The sequence below is a fragment of the Nocardia albiluteola genome, from assembly GCF_018860155.1.
Taxonomy (GTDB): Bacteria; Actinomycetota; Actinomycetes; order Mycobacteriales; family Mycobacteriaceae; genus Nocardia; species Nocardia albiluteola.
This window is the reverse complement of sequence record NZ_JAHKNI010000005.1, coordinates 316536-330512: the sequence shown is the minus strand read 5'-3', so window position 1 is coordinate 330512 and position 13977 is coordinate 316536. Positions and strand designations below refer to the sequence as shown.

At 68.1% G+C, this 13977-nt stretch carries 13 protein-coding genes; 6 read left to right on the top strand and 7 right to left on the bottom strand.

Annotated elements, in window-relative coordinates; translation table 11 throughout:
• Nucleotides 1–65: 65 nt before the first annotated feature.
• Together KO481_RS17405 and KO481_RS17400 are read left to right on the top strand one after the other, a co-directional pair.
• Nucleotides 66–1385, top strand: coding sequence for a S8 family peptidase (locus KO481_RS17405; protein ID WP_245401052.1), 1320 nt, complete (start codon nucleotides 66–68; stop codon nucleotides 1383–1385).
• Between the two features lie 188 nt (nucleotides 1386–1573).
• Complete coding sequence (locus KO481_RS17400) at nucleotides 1574–1816, top strand: hypothetical protein (RefSeq protein WP_215918201.1); 243 nt, start codon at nucleotides 1574–1576, stop codon at nucleotides 1814–1816.
• Between the two features lie 243 nt (nucleotides 1817–2059).
• Here the strand turns inward: KO481_RS17400 and KO481_RS17395 are convergent, their stop codons facing one another.
• The 3 genes from KO481_RS17395 to KO481_RS17385 form a co-directional block, all read right to left on the bottom strand.
• The gene (locus tag KO481_RS17395) at nucleotides 2060–3889 is read right to left on the bottom strand and encodes an APC family permease (protein ID WP_215918200.1); all 1830 of its coding nucleotides are present in this window, start codon (nucleotides 3887–3889) and stop codon (nucleotides 2060–2062) included.
• Between the two features lie 145 nt (nucleotides 3890–4034).
• A complete protein-coding gene (locus KO481_RS43090; protein WP_245401051.1) occupies nucleotides 4035–5816 on the bottom strand; it encodes a PH domain-containing protein in 1782 nt (593 codons plus the stop codon).
• The gene (locus KO481_RS17385) at nucleotides 5813–6349 is read right to left on the bottom strand and encodes a PH domain-containing protein (protein ID WP_215918199.1); all 537 of its coding nucleotides are present in this window, start codon (nucleotides 6347–6349) and stop codon (nucleotides 5813–5815) included. Before KO481_RS17385 ends, KO481_RS43090 begins: the two co-directional genes overlap by 4 nt.
• 134 nt (nucleotides 6350–6483) lie before the next feature.
• Between KO481_RS17385 and KO481_RS17380 the strand changes: the two genes are divergently transcribed.
• The 3 genes from KO481_RS17380 to dapC all read left to right on the top strand — a co-directional run bounded on the left by KO481_RS17380 (nucleotide 6484) and on the right by dapC (nucleotide 10705).
• Nucleotides 6484–9093, top strand: a complete 2610-nt coding sequence (locus tag KO481_RS17380; RefSeq protein WP_215918198.1) for a bifunctional FO biosynthesis protein CofGH — start codon at nucleotides 6484–6486, stop codon at nucleotides 9091–9093.
• A gap of 179 nt (nucleotides 9094–9272) precedes the next feature.
• The gene (gene fdxA / locus KO481_RS17375) at nucleotides 9273–9596 is read left to right on the top strand and encodes a ferredoxin (RefSeq protein ID WP_215918197.1); all 324 of its coding nucleotides are present in this window, start codon (nucleotides 9273–9275) and stop codon (nucleotides 9594–9596) included.
• A gap of 5 nt (nucleotides 9597–9601) precedes the next feature.
• Nucleotides 9602–10705 carry a succinyldiaminopimelate transaminase gene (dapC, locus tag KO481_RS17370; protein ID WP_281066113.1) on the top strand — a complete coding sequence of 368 codons (1104 nt, stop codon included), beginning with the start codon at nucleotides 9602–9604 and terminating at the stop codon, nucleotides 10703–10705.
• A gap of 69 nt (nucleotides 10706–10774) precedes the next feature.
• On the opposite strand, the gene KO481_RS17365 is transcribed toward dapC, so the two are convergent.
• The 3 genes from KO481_RS17365 to KO481_RS17355 form a co-directional block, all read right to left on the bottom strand.
• Complete coding sequence (locus KO481_RS17365; RefSeq protein ID WP_308166653.1) at nucleotides 10775–11167, bottom strand: PaaI family thioesterase; 393 nt, start codon at nucleotides 11165–11167, stop codon at nucleotides 10775–10777.
• A gap of 36 nt (nucleotides 11168–11203) precedes the next feature.
• Nucleotides 11204–11593, bottom strand: coding sequence for a hypothetical protein (locus KO481_RS17360; RefSeq protein ID WP_215918194.1), 390 nt, complete (start codon nucleotides 11591–11593; stop codon nucleotides 11204–11206).
• 160 nt (nucleotides 11594–11753) lie between these two features.
• On the bottom strand, nucleotides 11754–13589 hold the full coding sequence (locus KO481_RS17355; RefSeq protein ID WP_215918193.1) for an acyl-CoA dehydrogenase: 1836 nt from the start codon (nucleotides 13587–13589) through the stop codon (nucleotides 11754–11756).
• Nucleotides 13590–13711: 122 nt separating this feature from the next.
• Here KO481_RS17355 and KO481_RS17350 point away from each other — a divergent pair, with 122 nt between their 5' ends.
• Nucleotides 13712–13906 (top strand): hypothetical protein, encoded by a 195-nt coding sequence (locus KO481_RS17350; RefSeq protein ID WP_215918192.1) that lies wholly within the window; start codon nucleotides 13712–13714, stop codon nucleotides 13904–13906.
• On the opposite strand, the gene KO481_RS17345 is transcribed toward KO481_RS17350, so the two are convergent.
• Nucleotides 13867–13965 carry a PIG-L family deacetylase gene (locus KO481_RS17345; protein WP_372452072.1) on the bottom strand — a complete coding sequence of 33 codons (99 nt, stop codon included), beginning with the start codon at nucleotides 13963–13965 and terminating at the stop codon, nucleotides 13867–13869. The two genes, KO481_RS17350 and KO481_RS17345, sit on opposite strands and share 40 nt — an antisense overlap.
• Between the last annotated feature and the right edge of the window lie 12 nt (nucleotides 13966–13977).

The following is a 13977-nucleotide window of genomic DNA, read 5'->3' as shown; positions in this document are numbered from 1 at the left end:
TTGTCTACCAGCACATTCCCGGACTCACCGGACGCAATCTCGAACCACCGGGCAGGATGGTCGGCATGCGCGTAGTCATTCAGCTTCGCCCCGCAACCGAATTGATCTCCGCCGTCATCGACCCCGCCACGCAGGTCGCCCCCCGCGACGTCGCCGGCGCACTGCCCGGATTCACCCTCGACCACGACTATGCCCCGGTCGGCGTGCCGGGCCCGGGCCAGGCCGTCGAACCGGCCGGCTACCTGCTGCATCCGTCGGTCGCCTCCGTGCTGGTGCGTGGGGATGTCGCCGAGGACGCCCTCGCCCGGCTGTCCCAATCAGCCGATGTCACCGGGGTTTTCGCGGACCCGGTCATCGAGCCCGTGTTCACCTGCGGCGGCGATCCCGCCGTCGGCACCTGGAACGACGTCCAAAACCTGCTGCACACAACCGATCTCGCCGCGGCCGGGCTCACCGGCCACGGGGTGGCCCTGGCCGTCGTCGACACCGGAATCAATGCCGCACAGGTGAACAAGGTGCGCGGCGGGACGTTCACGATCGACACCGCGCGCAGCTGGAATCCGCAGGGCGTCACCGGATCCGCGGGCCAGTTCCCGGTCGACCACGGCAGCATGTGCGCATTCGACGCGCTGATCGCCGCGCCGCAGGCGTCCTACCTGGATCTTCCGGTCATGCGCAGTACCAAGCAGGGCGGCTCGACCATGGACGGACTGCTGTCCGATGCCGTGGCCGCCTATGCGCACCTGCGCACGGTGCTCAACGACCAGCCCGCGGCCTCCCGGGCGCTGGTAATCAGCAACAGTTGGGGTTCGTTCTCCCCGCAGTGGGATTTCCCGGTCGGCCAGCCCGGGAACTACTCCGACAACCCCAATCATCCGTTCAACGTCATTGTCGCCTCGCTGGACGCCGCGGGCGCGGACATCCTGTTCGCCGCGGGCAACTGCGGGCGCGATTGCCCGGACGCGCGCTGCGGCTTCACCGACCACCCGATCGGCGGCGCCAACTCGAGCCCCAGCGTGCTGAGCATCGGCGGCGTCGACACCCACAACCAGCGCGTCGGCTACTCCTCGCAGGGCCCCGGCCGCCTGTCCGACCGTAAGCCGGACGTCTGCACCTACACCCATTTCGCCGGCTCCACGGTCTTCGGCGCGAACGACCCCGATACCGGCACCTCCGCGGCCTGCCCCGTCGCCGCGGGCCTGATCGCCGCGATCCGCACCACCCACCCGGCCACCGCACTGTCCCCTGCCCAGCTGCGAGACCTGGTGCGGCGCACCGCGATCCATCACGATCCGTCGGGATTCGACTACGACTACGGCTACGGTGTCGTCGACGCGGCGGCGCTGCTGTCCGAGCTCCAGAAGGCGGCGGCCACCCGCACCTGAGGACGTCGAGGGCGCGGCCGATTCGCTCGTCTCCAGAGGCGATCCGGCCGCGTCGGGCGACGCGCCATGACGTCGACTCCAGTGCAGATACAGCGTCGTCGATGCGGCGGCTCACACAATTCGGCCGCGTCGTCCGGCAACGCGGATTACGACCGATGCCCGCCCGGCACCCGAGTACCGTGGGTCCCATGCCGATGCTGACCGTCCGGCTTCCGGAGGGCTCGACGCTCGACGACGCCGTGCGGGTCCTGGGGCTGACCGAATCCGAGGTGGATGTCGATTACGGCCTCATCCCGCTGGACCCCGCCGCCGGGCTCTACGTACTGCGCGTCACCGATGGGGCCGCCGCACGAATGAGCGAATCCAGCACCGATGCAACGGTATTCGCGGATCCACGCATCGAACCCGCCGGTCCGGATCAGCCGAAGTAACCACGTCGGAACTCGCGGCGAGATTCGGCGGGGCATCGTCCTCGAGCTCCGTCCGCGCACGGTGGAGCAATTCGTATCCGCTGAGGTAATCCCCGGTCTCCGGCGCGCCGAGCCCGCTCCGCGAACCACCCTGTGCCCCATCGGAACCGACGCCTGCACAGGCTCGTATGTGGTGCGCAGCCCGCAGTGGTGATCGATCGACACCATCCGGCTGCACCCGCAAGGGATTCGGGCGCGGACCGCTCACTTCAAGTGGACGGTGAGGGTGGCGATTACGGCATTGGTGCGGGATCGGAGGGCGGCGGCGAGGAAGGGCCCGCGGGGGTTGTGCAGGAGCTGTTGCCACCAGTGTGGCGTATCCACCTGGGCCAGCAGGACGGTGACGCAACCGCCGTTCGAGCATTGTTTGCGGACATAGCCGACCAGCGTGGCCGTGAGGCTGCGGTTCGGGGCGGGCAGCACCTTCAGCGGGACACCGGGATCCCATTCCTTCCACAGCGTGCTCAGGCGCTTGGTGGAGGCGGGGTCGATTTCGGCCGCCACGGCGTGCACTTCACCACCCATGCTCATGGCGGCCTCGAGGGCCTGCTCGGTGATGGAACTGACGGTCACCACCGGAACCACCACCACCCGGGTGCCCTCCGCCGACGGGCGCCGGGGAATCGTGCCCATGCCGAGTTGGGTTGCGACCCAACGGTAGTAATGCTCGGTCCGCGCGAAGGACAGCAGCAGCAACGGGATGATGATCAGCAGCAGCCAGGCGCCCTCGGTGAATTTCTCGATCAGCAGCACGACCCCGGCGATGGCGGTGAGGATCGCGCCGAAGCCGTTCAGCGCCGCGCGCCACTGCCAGCCCGGACCGCGCTGGCGCCGCCAGTGTTTCACCAGCCCGCTCTGACTCAGCGTGAATCCGATGAACACGCCGATCGCGAAGACCGGCAGCAGCCGGTGGGTGTCGGCGCGCACCACCAGCAGCACGATCGTGGACAGGACCGCCAGCGCCCCCACCCCGTACCGGAACACCGGGCGCTCCGAGCGCATGCCGAACATGTGCGGCACACGGTGGTCCTTGGCCAGCAGGGACAGCAGCACCGGCAGGCCGCCAAAGCTCGTGTTCGCGGCCAGCACCAGCACCAGGGTGACCGCGACATTGGTGACATAGAAGGGCCACCCGGTGCCGAACGCGGCGGCGGTGAGCTGCGCGAGGATCGTGACGTCGCCGCGCGGCACGGTGTGGAACCGGCCGATCAGCACCGACAGTCCCAGCAGCATCACGCCCAGGAGCACGCCGAGCGCCACCTCGGTGTGCTGGGCCCGCTTCACCGCGGGGGTGCGGAATGAGGGCACCGCATTGGCGATCGCCTCGACGCCGGTCAGCGACGAACATCCGTTGGCGAATGCGCGCAGCAGCAACAGGATTCCGACCGTGTCGGTAATCGGGAACGGACCCTTGTCGGCGCCGATGACGGCGACCGGATGGGTGTGCGCGAAGCCGAACACGATCACCGCCAGCACCGCCGCCACGAAGACGATGGTCGGCAGCATCAGCACCTTCGCCGATTCCGCGACACCGATCAGATTGATCGCGGTCAGCACGGCCAACCCGATCAGGGTCACCGCCAGCAAATGATGCGCGAGCGCGGGGAAGGCACTGGCCAGGCTCGCCGCACCGGCCGCGAGACTGACGGCCACGGTCAGTACGTAGTCGACCACCAGGCTGGCCGCGGCCAGCAGGCTCGCGCCCGCGCCGAGATCCTTCTTCGCCACCGCATACGCGCCGCCGCCGTCCGGATGCGCGGCGATGACCTGCCGGTACGACAGCACCAGCACCGCGAGCAGCACAACGATCGCGAGCACGACGGGCAGCGTCCACGAGACCGCCGATGTGCCCGCCGCGATCAGCACCAGCACGATCGATTCGGGACCGTAGGCGACGCTGGTCAGCGCGTCCAGCGACAGCGCCGCCAACCCACCGAGCGCGGTGAGCCGGTACTTGTCCCCACGCTGCTGCCTGCGCAGCCGACGATCGGCAATCGGTCGTTCGCGAGTCTCGGGTTCGCGTGTGGAGACCATGCGCACCATTCAACGCGACCGAGATACATGACGCATCTATCGCCGCGAGTTGGCGTGTTTCGGCCGCCGGATCCACCGGCCCGACGAACTCACGACAAGCCCGCTCGCTCCCGGGTCGGATGGCCGGATGGGAGCGGGCGGCACACTATCGGCGGCCCAGCCGGCCCGGCGTCACGGCGTCGATCAGCGCCCATGCCTGTGCGAGTGGAACGTCGATCACCTCGTACCTCTTCTTGCCCGCCGCGGTCGCGGCGACCAGCGTCGCCAGCCCGGCACGGCGCTGGAAGAACGTCTGCCGAACGGTCCAGCCGATGATGCCCGGCGCCTCGAGACAGTCGCGGTCCCGATCCAGCGACCCGTGGCGCGTGATCAGCCAGGTCGGGACGGATGCGTCACCGGGGATGACCGCATGGCCCAGTCCCCGGTATCGGTCCTGTGCCAACGCGACGGCCAGCACCGCAACGACACCGAGCACGACCCACGCCCATGGCGGAATCGACACGACCGCGAGGTCGATCACCACCATGACCAGCGCGATCACCAGTAGCGGACTCAGCGCCCGAGTAAATCGCCGCCGATGTGCACGAGGCCCGTGCCCAATCAGATCCACGATCGCCGGAGCCGCGGCATCCATCGCCGGAGCCCCGTCGGGCGATCCGAATGCTGTTGCGACACTGCCGCTACCGATCGGGTCACTGCCGGGCTGCAACTCGCCCCGGCCGGCCGACGTCGCCGAGTTCTCGAAATCATCTGTGACACCGCGCAGTTCGCCGCGATCCCGGGCGATCGCGCCGTCGACCGACGACCCAACCGCACTGCCGCCTTCGGTGATGGGCGACTCCGGACTCGTTGCCGCACTGCCGTGTTCCGTGACCTGAGCCTCCGTTGATCCGCCCGGTGGGACGCGGCCGGCGAGCAGCTGCGCCAGGGTGCGGTGGACGGCCGTCCGGGGCGCCTGCGGCAGGAGCTTCTGACGGGCGCTGGTGCCGGTCATGATGGCCTCGAGCTCGGCGCCGCCCGCAAGGCGCAGCAGCAGTGGCTCTTTCAGGGTCGCACCGCGCAGACGGGCCAGGTCCAGGGTGGTCTGGCGGGTGGTGAACAGGCCGTGGCGCAGGTGCAGGGTCTGGCCGTCGTCGATGACCCGCAGGCCGAAATACGTTGTCAGATACCGGAGGCAGTCGGCCAGGGTCAGCACGACCACGAGCCCCACCAGCAGCACCGCGACGACGCCCGCGATGAACAGCACACCGCGGCTGCCGAGCCGGTCGACGACGTGCGAATTGAACAGCACCCCCGCGATACCGAATTTGAATCCCACACCGACGATCGGGCCGATGACGGCCAGCCCCTTCAGCGAGAGGGGCGCATACCGCACCCAGCCCGGCTGCCAGTGCCCGATCTCGGCTCCCGTGGCCTGCTGCGGCGTCGATGTCACGATATTCGGCTGCCCCGCAGGCGATTCCACCTCACGCAGCAGCAACGCGCGCAGTTCGGGTACCTGGCGGGCATCGACGCCGTCCAGATGGAAACGCTCCTCCTTGCTCACCCGCTGGCCGGTGCCGATCGCCAGCACGACCAGGCCGAGCAGCCGGTGCATCAGATCGGCGTGCACATCGACCGAGCGAATTCGCGAGCGCGGCACCGTGAGCGTCTTGCGCCGCAGCAGCCCGCGTCGCAATTGCACTGTCTCCGAACCGATCCGATAGGTGGTGGTGAACCACCGGGTCACCGCCAGCCCGACGATCAGTGCCAGCACGGCCAGGCCCCACCCCGGATTGTCGCTGCGGCTGCCCGCGATCAGCGTGACCACCAGCACCGGGATGTACCGCACCACCTCCCGGACCGGGTGCAGCAACAACATCCGGCGATCCAGCCGCCGCCACGGCGCCTCGGCCAGGCTCGGCTGAATCACTGCTCGCTCTCTCATGTCGCGTCCCCCCGATGCGCCGCCGCGACCGCGGTCAGCCGTTCCACGGTCCGCTCCGCCACCGGCACATCCAGGGCCGGAATTCGCACCGCACCGGCCGAGGACGCCGTCGTGACGGTCACCGTCGCCAGCCCGAGCAGCCGCTCGAGCGGGCCGCGGTGGGTATCGACGGTCTGCACCCGGGTGATGGGCGCGACCCGGCTCTCCTGCGTGATCCACCCGGTGCGGGTGTAGACCGCCTCGTCGGTGATCTCCCAGCGATGTACCGCATACCGCCACAGCGGCACCACGCTCACATTCAGCGCGCCCAGCACGATCGTCGCCGCCACGATCACGAGCTGCCACACCCGCTGCGAGTCGTCCACGAATATCCAGATCAGCTCCCCGATCAGCACCGCCGCCCAGCCGAGCAGCGGCGCCAGCGCCCACAGCAGCTTGGCCCGCGGGCTCGGCCGCCACGCCGGCTCCGCGAGGATCGTCCGATCGAACGACCGGGCGCCGTCGAGCGCACTGTCCACCCCTCCGTCTGTCATACCGCCCATGGTGGCACGAACCACCGACGGCAGACGGCTCGGAACAAAAGCGGGCGGATCCGGAATAGCTTGCCGGGGCGCCGAGTTGTCTCACGTCACAGGCACCGAAGGGAGAACTGTCGGATGGTTGGCGCATGATCGAGGGCGTGACGGATCTACCTGAACCCGGCATCCCGCCCAGCGCACCCGCGGAATCGGCGATGCGCCGTGCCCTGCGGCGTGCGCGCGACGGGGCGACGCTCAATCTCGACGAGGCCGTGGTGCTGCTGCAGGCACGCGGAGCAGATCTGGCGGATCTGTGTACCTCGGCGGTCCGGGTCCGCGATGCGGGCCTACGCGAGACGTACCCGCACATCGCGGCGGGCGCCGCGTTACCGATCACCTATTCCCGCAAGGTCTTCATCCCCCTGACGAATCTGTGCCGGGACACCTGCCATTACTGCACCTTCGTCACCGTGCCCGGCAAGCTGCGCGCCGCGGGCAGGGGCATGTACCTGGAGCCCGACGAGGTGCTGGACATCGCCCGGCGCGGCGCCGAATTGGGCTGCAAGGAGGCGCTTTTCACCCTCGGCGATCGTCCGGAGGAGCGCTGGCCCGAGGCCCGGCAGTGGCTCGACGAGCGCGGCTACGATTCCACGCTCGACTACGTGCGCGCCATGTCCATCCGGGTGCTCGAGGAGACCGGCCTGCTGCCGCACCTGAATCCGGGGGTCATGAGCTGGGCGGAGCTGTCCCGGCTCAAGCCGGTCGCGCCCTCGATGGGCATGATGCTCGAGACCACCTCCGAGCGGCTGTTCACCCAGCGCGGCCAGGCCCACTACGGCAGCCCGGACAAGGATCCCGCGGTGCGCCTGCGCGCGCTCACCGACGCGGGCCGCCTGTCGGTGCCGTTCACCACCGGCATCCTGATCGGCATCGGCGAGACCATCACCGAGCGCGCCGAGTCGATCCTGGCCATCCGTCAGTCGCACAAGGCATTCGGGCACGTGCAGGAGGTGATCGTGCAGAACTTCCTGGCCAAGCACGACACCGCGATGCGCAACGCCCCCGACGCCGGTCTCGAGGAGTTCCGCGCCGCCATCGCGGTGACCAGGCTGCTGCTCGGTCCGAAGATGCGTATCCAGGCGCCGCCGAACCTGGTAGCGCTGGACGAATGCCGCGCGCTGATCGAGTCGGGCATCGACGACTGGGGCGGTGTGTCCCCGCTCACACCCGACCACGTGAATCCGGAACGGCCCTGGCCGAATCTGGAGACCCTGGCCCAGGTCACCGCGCAGGCCGGATACACGCTCACCGAGCGCCTCACCGCACACCCCAAGTATGTTCGGGCCGGGCATCCATGGATCGATCCGCGGGTGGCGGGACATGTTGCCGCCCTTGCCGATCCGGATACCGGACTGGCGCGCGACATCTGTCCGGAGGGCCGCCCGTGGCAGGAGCCGGATCAGGACTGGTCCTCGGTCGGCCGCGTCGATCTCAACACCGCCATCGACACCGAGGGCCGCAACACGGTCTCGCGCAGCGATTCCGGGCTGGAGTCCGAATCCCTCGGCGCCTTCGGCGACTGGGACACGGTGCGCGAACAGGTGCTGTCGCTGTCGGCCCCGGTCAAGCTCGACACCGATGTGACCGCGGCCCTGCGGGCGGCCGAGCGCGATCCCGCGGGCCTGTCGGACGCGCAATACCTGGCCCTGGCCACCGCCGACGGGCCGGAACTGGACGCGATCGCCGCCTTCGCCGATCAGCTGCGCCGCGACGCGGTCGGTGACGACGTCACCTACATCGTCAACCGGAACATCAACTTCACCAACATCTGCTACACCGGCTGCCGGTTCTGCGCGTTCGCCCAGCGCAAGGGCGACGCCGACGCGTTCTCCCTGTCCGCGCAGGACGTCGCCGATCGTGCCTGGGAGGCCTACGTCGAGGGCGCCACCGAGGTCTGCATGCAGGGTGGCATCGATCCCGAGCTGCCGGTCACCGGCTACGCCGATCTGGTGCGGGCGGTGAAGCAGCGGGTGCCCTCGATGCATGTGCACGCGTTCAGCCCGATGGAGATCGTCAACGGCGCCTCCCGCGGCGGCGAGAGCATCCACGACTGGCTGGTGGCGTTGAAAGAGGCCGGGCTGGATACGATTCCAGGCACCGCGGCAGAGATCCTGGACGACGAGGTGCGCTGGGTGCTCACCAAGGGCAAGCTGCCCACCTCCGCGTGGATCGACGTGATCACCACCGCGCACCGGGTGGGCATCCGCTCGAGCTCGACGATGATGTACGGCCACGTCGACAACCCCCAGCACTGGGTCGGGCATCTGCGCGTGCTGCGCGGAATCCAGGACGAGACGGGCGGTTTCACCGAATTCGTGCTGCTGCCGTTCGTGCATCAGAGCGCGCCGCTGTATCTGGCCGGCGCCTCGCGCCCGGGGCCCACGATCCGCGACAACCGTGCCGCGCACGCGCTCTCGCGCATCATGCTGCACGGCCGGATCTCCAACATCCAGACCAGCTGGGTCAAGCTCGGCGTCGCGGGCACCCGGGTGATGCTCAACGGCGGCGCCAACGATCTGGGCGGCACCCTGATGGAGGAGACCATCTCGCGCATGGCCGGATCCGAGCACGGCTCGGCGAAGACCGTGGCCGAGTTGGAGGAGATCGCCGAGGGGATCGGCCGTCCGGCCCGCGAGCGGACCACGCTCTACGGCCGGCCCGGGCGCAAGTTCTCCGCGGTCCCGCTGTCGGTGGGCTGACGAGCCGGTGGAATCGGCATACGGCGCCGTGGTGGCTAGGATGATCGCTTGGCCGCCGCGGCGTCGCGCGGTACCGAGTTAGGCAAGGCCGACCAGTAGTAATGTGAGGTGCCGGGATACCCTGGCGCGGGCGCGCGGAATAGGTATTTCGCAGGCAAGAACAGACTAGGAGAGCGGCAGTGCCGTACATCATCGCTGAACCGTGCGTTGACGTGAAGGACAAGGCGTGCATCGAGGAATGCCCCGTGGACTGCATCTACGAGGGCGGTCGCATGCTGTACATCCATCCGGACGAGTGCGTGGACTGTGGTGCGTGTGAGCCGGTGTGCCCGGTGGAGGCGATCTTCTACGAGGACGACACCCCGGACCAGTGGAGCGGGTACATCAACGCGAACGTCGATTTCTTCGACGATCTGGGGTCGCCGGGCGGCGCCACCAAGGTCGGCAAGGTCGATTTCGACCCATCGTTCATTGCCGCGCTGCCGCAGATGGCCAGCGAGTAACACCGTTGCGCCACCCCGTTAGCAGTCTGCTGCCCGATTTCCCTTGGGACACCATCGCTTCGGCGAAGATGCGGGCAGCGACCCATCCCGACGGCATCGTCGACCTGTCGGTCGGTACCCCCGTCGATCCCGTCGATCCGCTGATCCGCGCGGCCCTGGCCGAGGTCGCCGACGTGCCCGGCTATCCGGCCACGCACGGCACCCCGCAGCTGCGCGCCGCGGCGGTCGATGCGCTCGCGCGGCGGTACGGCGTCACGGGCATCGCGCCGGATGCGGTGCTGCCCGCGATCGGCACCAAGGAACTGATCGCCGGGCTGCCACGGCTGCTGGGCCTGGGCGCGGCGGATCTCGTGGTCATCCCCGAGATCGCCTATCCCACCTACGAAGTGGGCGCGCTGCTGGCGGGCACCCGAACGCTGCGGGCGGACGGGGTCACCCGGCTGGGTCCGGAGTCACCGGCCCTGATCTTCCTGAATTCGCCGTCCAATCCGACGGGCAGGGTGCTCGGGGTCGAGCATCTGCGCAAGGTGGTGGAATTCGCCCGCGAACGCGGCGCGATCGTCGCCTCCGACGAGTGCTACCTGGGCCTGGCCTGGGACGAGCCCGCGGTGTCGATCCTGGATCCGCGGGTGTGCGACGGCGACCACACCGGCCTGCTGGCGATCCATTCGCTGTCCAAGACCTCGAATCTGGCCGGCTACCGCGCCGGATTCGTCACCGGCGATCCGGCGCTGGTGCGCGAACTGCTCGAGGTGCGCAAGCACGCCGGCATGATCATGCCGTTCCCGGTGCAGTCCGCGATGACCGCCGCGCTGAGCGACGACGCGCACGAGGACGCCCAGCGCGAGCGCTACCGCGCCCGCCGCAAGGTGTTGCGAGAGGCCTTGCGGCAGGCGGGTTTCCGCGTCGATCATTCCGTCGCGGGCCTGTATCTGTGGTCCACCCGCGGCGAGAACGGCCGCGCCACCGTGGATTGGCTGGCCGAGCGCGGCATCCTGGCCGCCCCCGGCGACTTCTACGGCCCGACCGGCACCGACCACGTCCGGATCGCCCTCACCGCGACCGACGAGCGCATCGCCGCCGCGGCCAAGCGCCTGACCGCCGACTGATCCTGCTCCCGCCGATTCCTCGCCACGGCAAATCGTGACCGCACCCCGTGAGCGCGCCGCGCACCGTGGTCAGCGATCTTCCGCATGGAGGTTGGCCAGGCGAACGCTGCCACGGGCGACGAGCCTGCCCTCGCCATCGGTGATCGTCACTGTCCACAGCTGCTGGCTTCGGCCACGATGCACCGGCAGGGCCTCACCGTAGAGAATCCCGTCGCCTATGGCACGCAGGAAATCGGTACTGTTGTTCACGCCGACCACTCGTCCCTTGTCGCCATACCATTCGGACCCGCCGACGCTGGCCAACGCCTCCACCACCGCACAGTAAACACCGCCGTGCACGATGCCGTCGGGCTGATGCAAGGTGGGGTTGAGCACGAACTCGGCTGCCACTCGATCGCCGGTCACTTCCCTGTATTCGAGGCCCAGCACCTCGCCGAAACCCGCGTTGATGTCCGTTCTCACCATGTGCCCGGTGCTCTTTCTTCCGTACTGATCTCGTCAGGATTCATCTGTGGCCGAAGGCTGGGCTTTCGGCCGGTTGACCCGGCGGCGATCCGGCTGATCGTCCAGCATGCGCAGGCTTTCGGTCAGTGCCTGGGAAATTCGGACGTCGTCGGACCACCACTTGGCCGACCGGATCGGCAGGCCGCGCGGCCGGTATTTGTTCATGATCTCGATGTGATACGGCAGTCCGATGAATTTCCCCAGGCCCTTGTCGTCGGTCCAGATCGAGATCGACCCGACGTGCCGGCGTCCGGGTTGGGCGTACGTCATCACACCGACCGCGCCGTCGATCTCGACCAACTGGTCGCCCAGCGCCTCCGACGCCCGCCAGATATCCACAACATCGGACAGGTGGCCTGGCGTGTACTGCGTGACACTGATCATGAACGGGCCTGGGGCCCCGGTCGCGGGCCCCGGTTTCCATCGACTGCTGATCACCAGGTCGGACAGGGGCGCGCCCGACCGACGATGACGCTTCCACAGCCGCCACACCATCCGCGCAGGCCCGACGACCAGTCCGACAACACGCTCGGCGCTGCCCATATCAGAACACCGCCTCGTCGAGCTGCATGACATCGATCGAGACCTCGCACAGGATCGACCTGGTGGATGTCAAGCTCGGCAAGACGTTCTTGGCGAAGAACGATGCCGCCGCGACCTTGCCTTCATAAAATGGCTGATCCGCACCACCGGCCCCGCGCCGCAGCGCCTCGAGCGCGACCTCGGCGTTGTGCAGCAACCGCCAACCGATCAGCAGGTCGCCCACCGCCAGCAGGAAACGCACCGAGGCGAGACCGATCTTGTACAACTGCCGCGGATCCTGCTGGGCCCCGGCCATATAGCCGCTCATCGCCATCGTCATCTCGTGCACGTCCTCGAGGGCGGTCTTCAACAGCGCGCGTTCCGTCCCGAGCGTGTCCAGCGCGTTCTCGCTGTCGAGGAACGCAGTGATCCGACCGGTCAGATGCCGCAGTGCCACACCCTTGTCCCGAATGATCTTGCGGAAGAAGAAGTCCTGCGCCTGGATCGCGGTGGTGCCCTCGTACAGCGAGTCGATCTTCGCGTCGCGGATGTACTGCTCGATCGGATAGTCCTGCAGGAAGCCCGAGCCACCGAAGATCTGCAGCGAATCGGTCAGGTACTGGTACGCCCGCTCCGAGCCCACACCCTTGACGATCGGCAGCAGCAGATCGTTGACGCGGAACGCGATGTCGGAGTCGGCACCCGAAACCAACTGGGCCACATCGTCATTCTGGTGCGCAGCCGTGTACAGGTAGATCGCTCGCAGACCCTCCGCGTAGGCCTTCTGCATCATCAAGCTGCGCCGGACATCCGGATGATGCGTAATGGTCACCCGCGGCGCGTCACCATCGGTCATCCGGGTCAGGTCGGCGCCCTGCACGCGGGTCTTGGCGTACTGCAGCGCGTTCAGGTAGCCGGTCGACAGCGTGCCGATGGCCTTGGTGCCCACCATCATTCGCGCGTTCTCGATGACGTCGAACATCTGCGCGATGCCGTCGTGCACCTCGCCCACCAGCCAACCCTTGGCCGGAACGCCGTGACCACCGAAGGTGAGTTCACACGTGGCCGAGGCCTTCAAACCCATCTTGTGCTCGACATTGGTGACGAACACGCCGTTGCGCTCACCCAGGGTGTCGGTGTCGAAGTCGAAGTGGAACTTGGGCACGTAGAACAGCGACAGACCCTTGGTGCCCGGGCCTGCGCCCTCGGGTCGGGCCAGCACCAGGTGCATGATGTTCTCGAACAGGTCGTCGGAGTCACCCGAGGTGATGAAGCGCTTGACACCCTCGATGTGCCAGGAGCCGTCCTCCTGCCGGATCGCCCTGGTACGACCCGCGCCGACGTCGGAACCGGCGTCTGGCTCGGTCAGCACCATGGTGGCGCCCCAGTTGCGGTCGGCGATCTTCCGAGCCCACTTCTTCTGCTCATCGGTGCCGTTGTTGTAGAAGATGTTCGCGAACGCGGGCCCCGCATTGTACAGGTGGGCGGCGGGTTGAGCGCTGACGATCATCTCGGTCAGCGCCCACGACACCGCCCGCGGCGCCGGTTGGCCACCGAGCTCCTCGGCGACACCGACAAGTGCCCAATCACCGGCCTGCAGCGCCCGAAAGGCCTTCTTGAACGGCTCAGGAAGGCTCACGATATGAGTCTGCGGATCGAACGTCGGCGGGTGACGATCTGTCGCCGCGTACGATTCGCCCAGCGGCCCCTCGGCCAGACGCTTGACCTCCCGCAGCATGTCGCGCACGCCGACCGCGTCCAGCTCGCCGTAGCCCCCTTGTTCCAGGACCGAATCCACCCCGAGCACCTCGAAGAGGTTGAACTCCAGGTCACGGACATTGCTCTTGTAATGACCCACCGATCGGGTCCTTTCTCAATCGATCAACCGCGCATCAGCGGCACACTCGACGCCGATCCTCGGCAACCAACCGAGATTTCGTATGCGCAGGCATATCATCTACATAGATACATCATCTGTCAATGCATACTATTAACTCCGCGCAGATCTACCCGAGGCAGCCGGTGGGCGACCGCCCCGAGGGCGCCACGCTCACCTGGGTCGCGTGGGCGCGCAGCGCGGCCCGCTCGGCGGCGAACACATCGGAGACATCCACCGTGGCGGTGACCGATTGCGTTCAGGTCATCACCGTCACCGGCGTGCCGCGCCGCCGGTAGTGCGCGATGATGCCGCCGGTGGCGATGGTCTCATCGTCCGGATGGGCATGAACGGGCAGCAGCCCAGACGG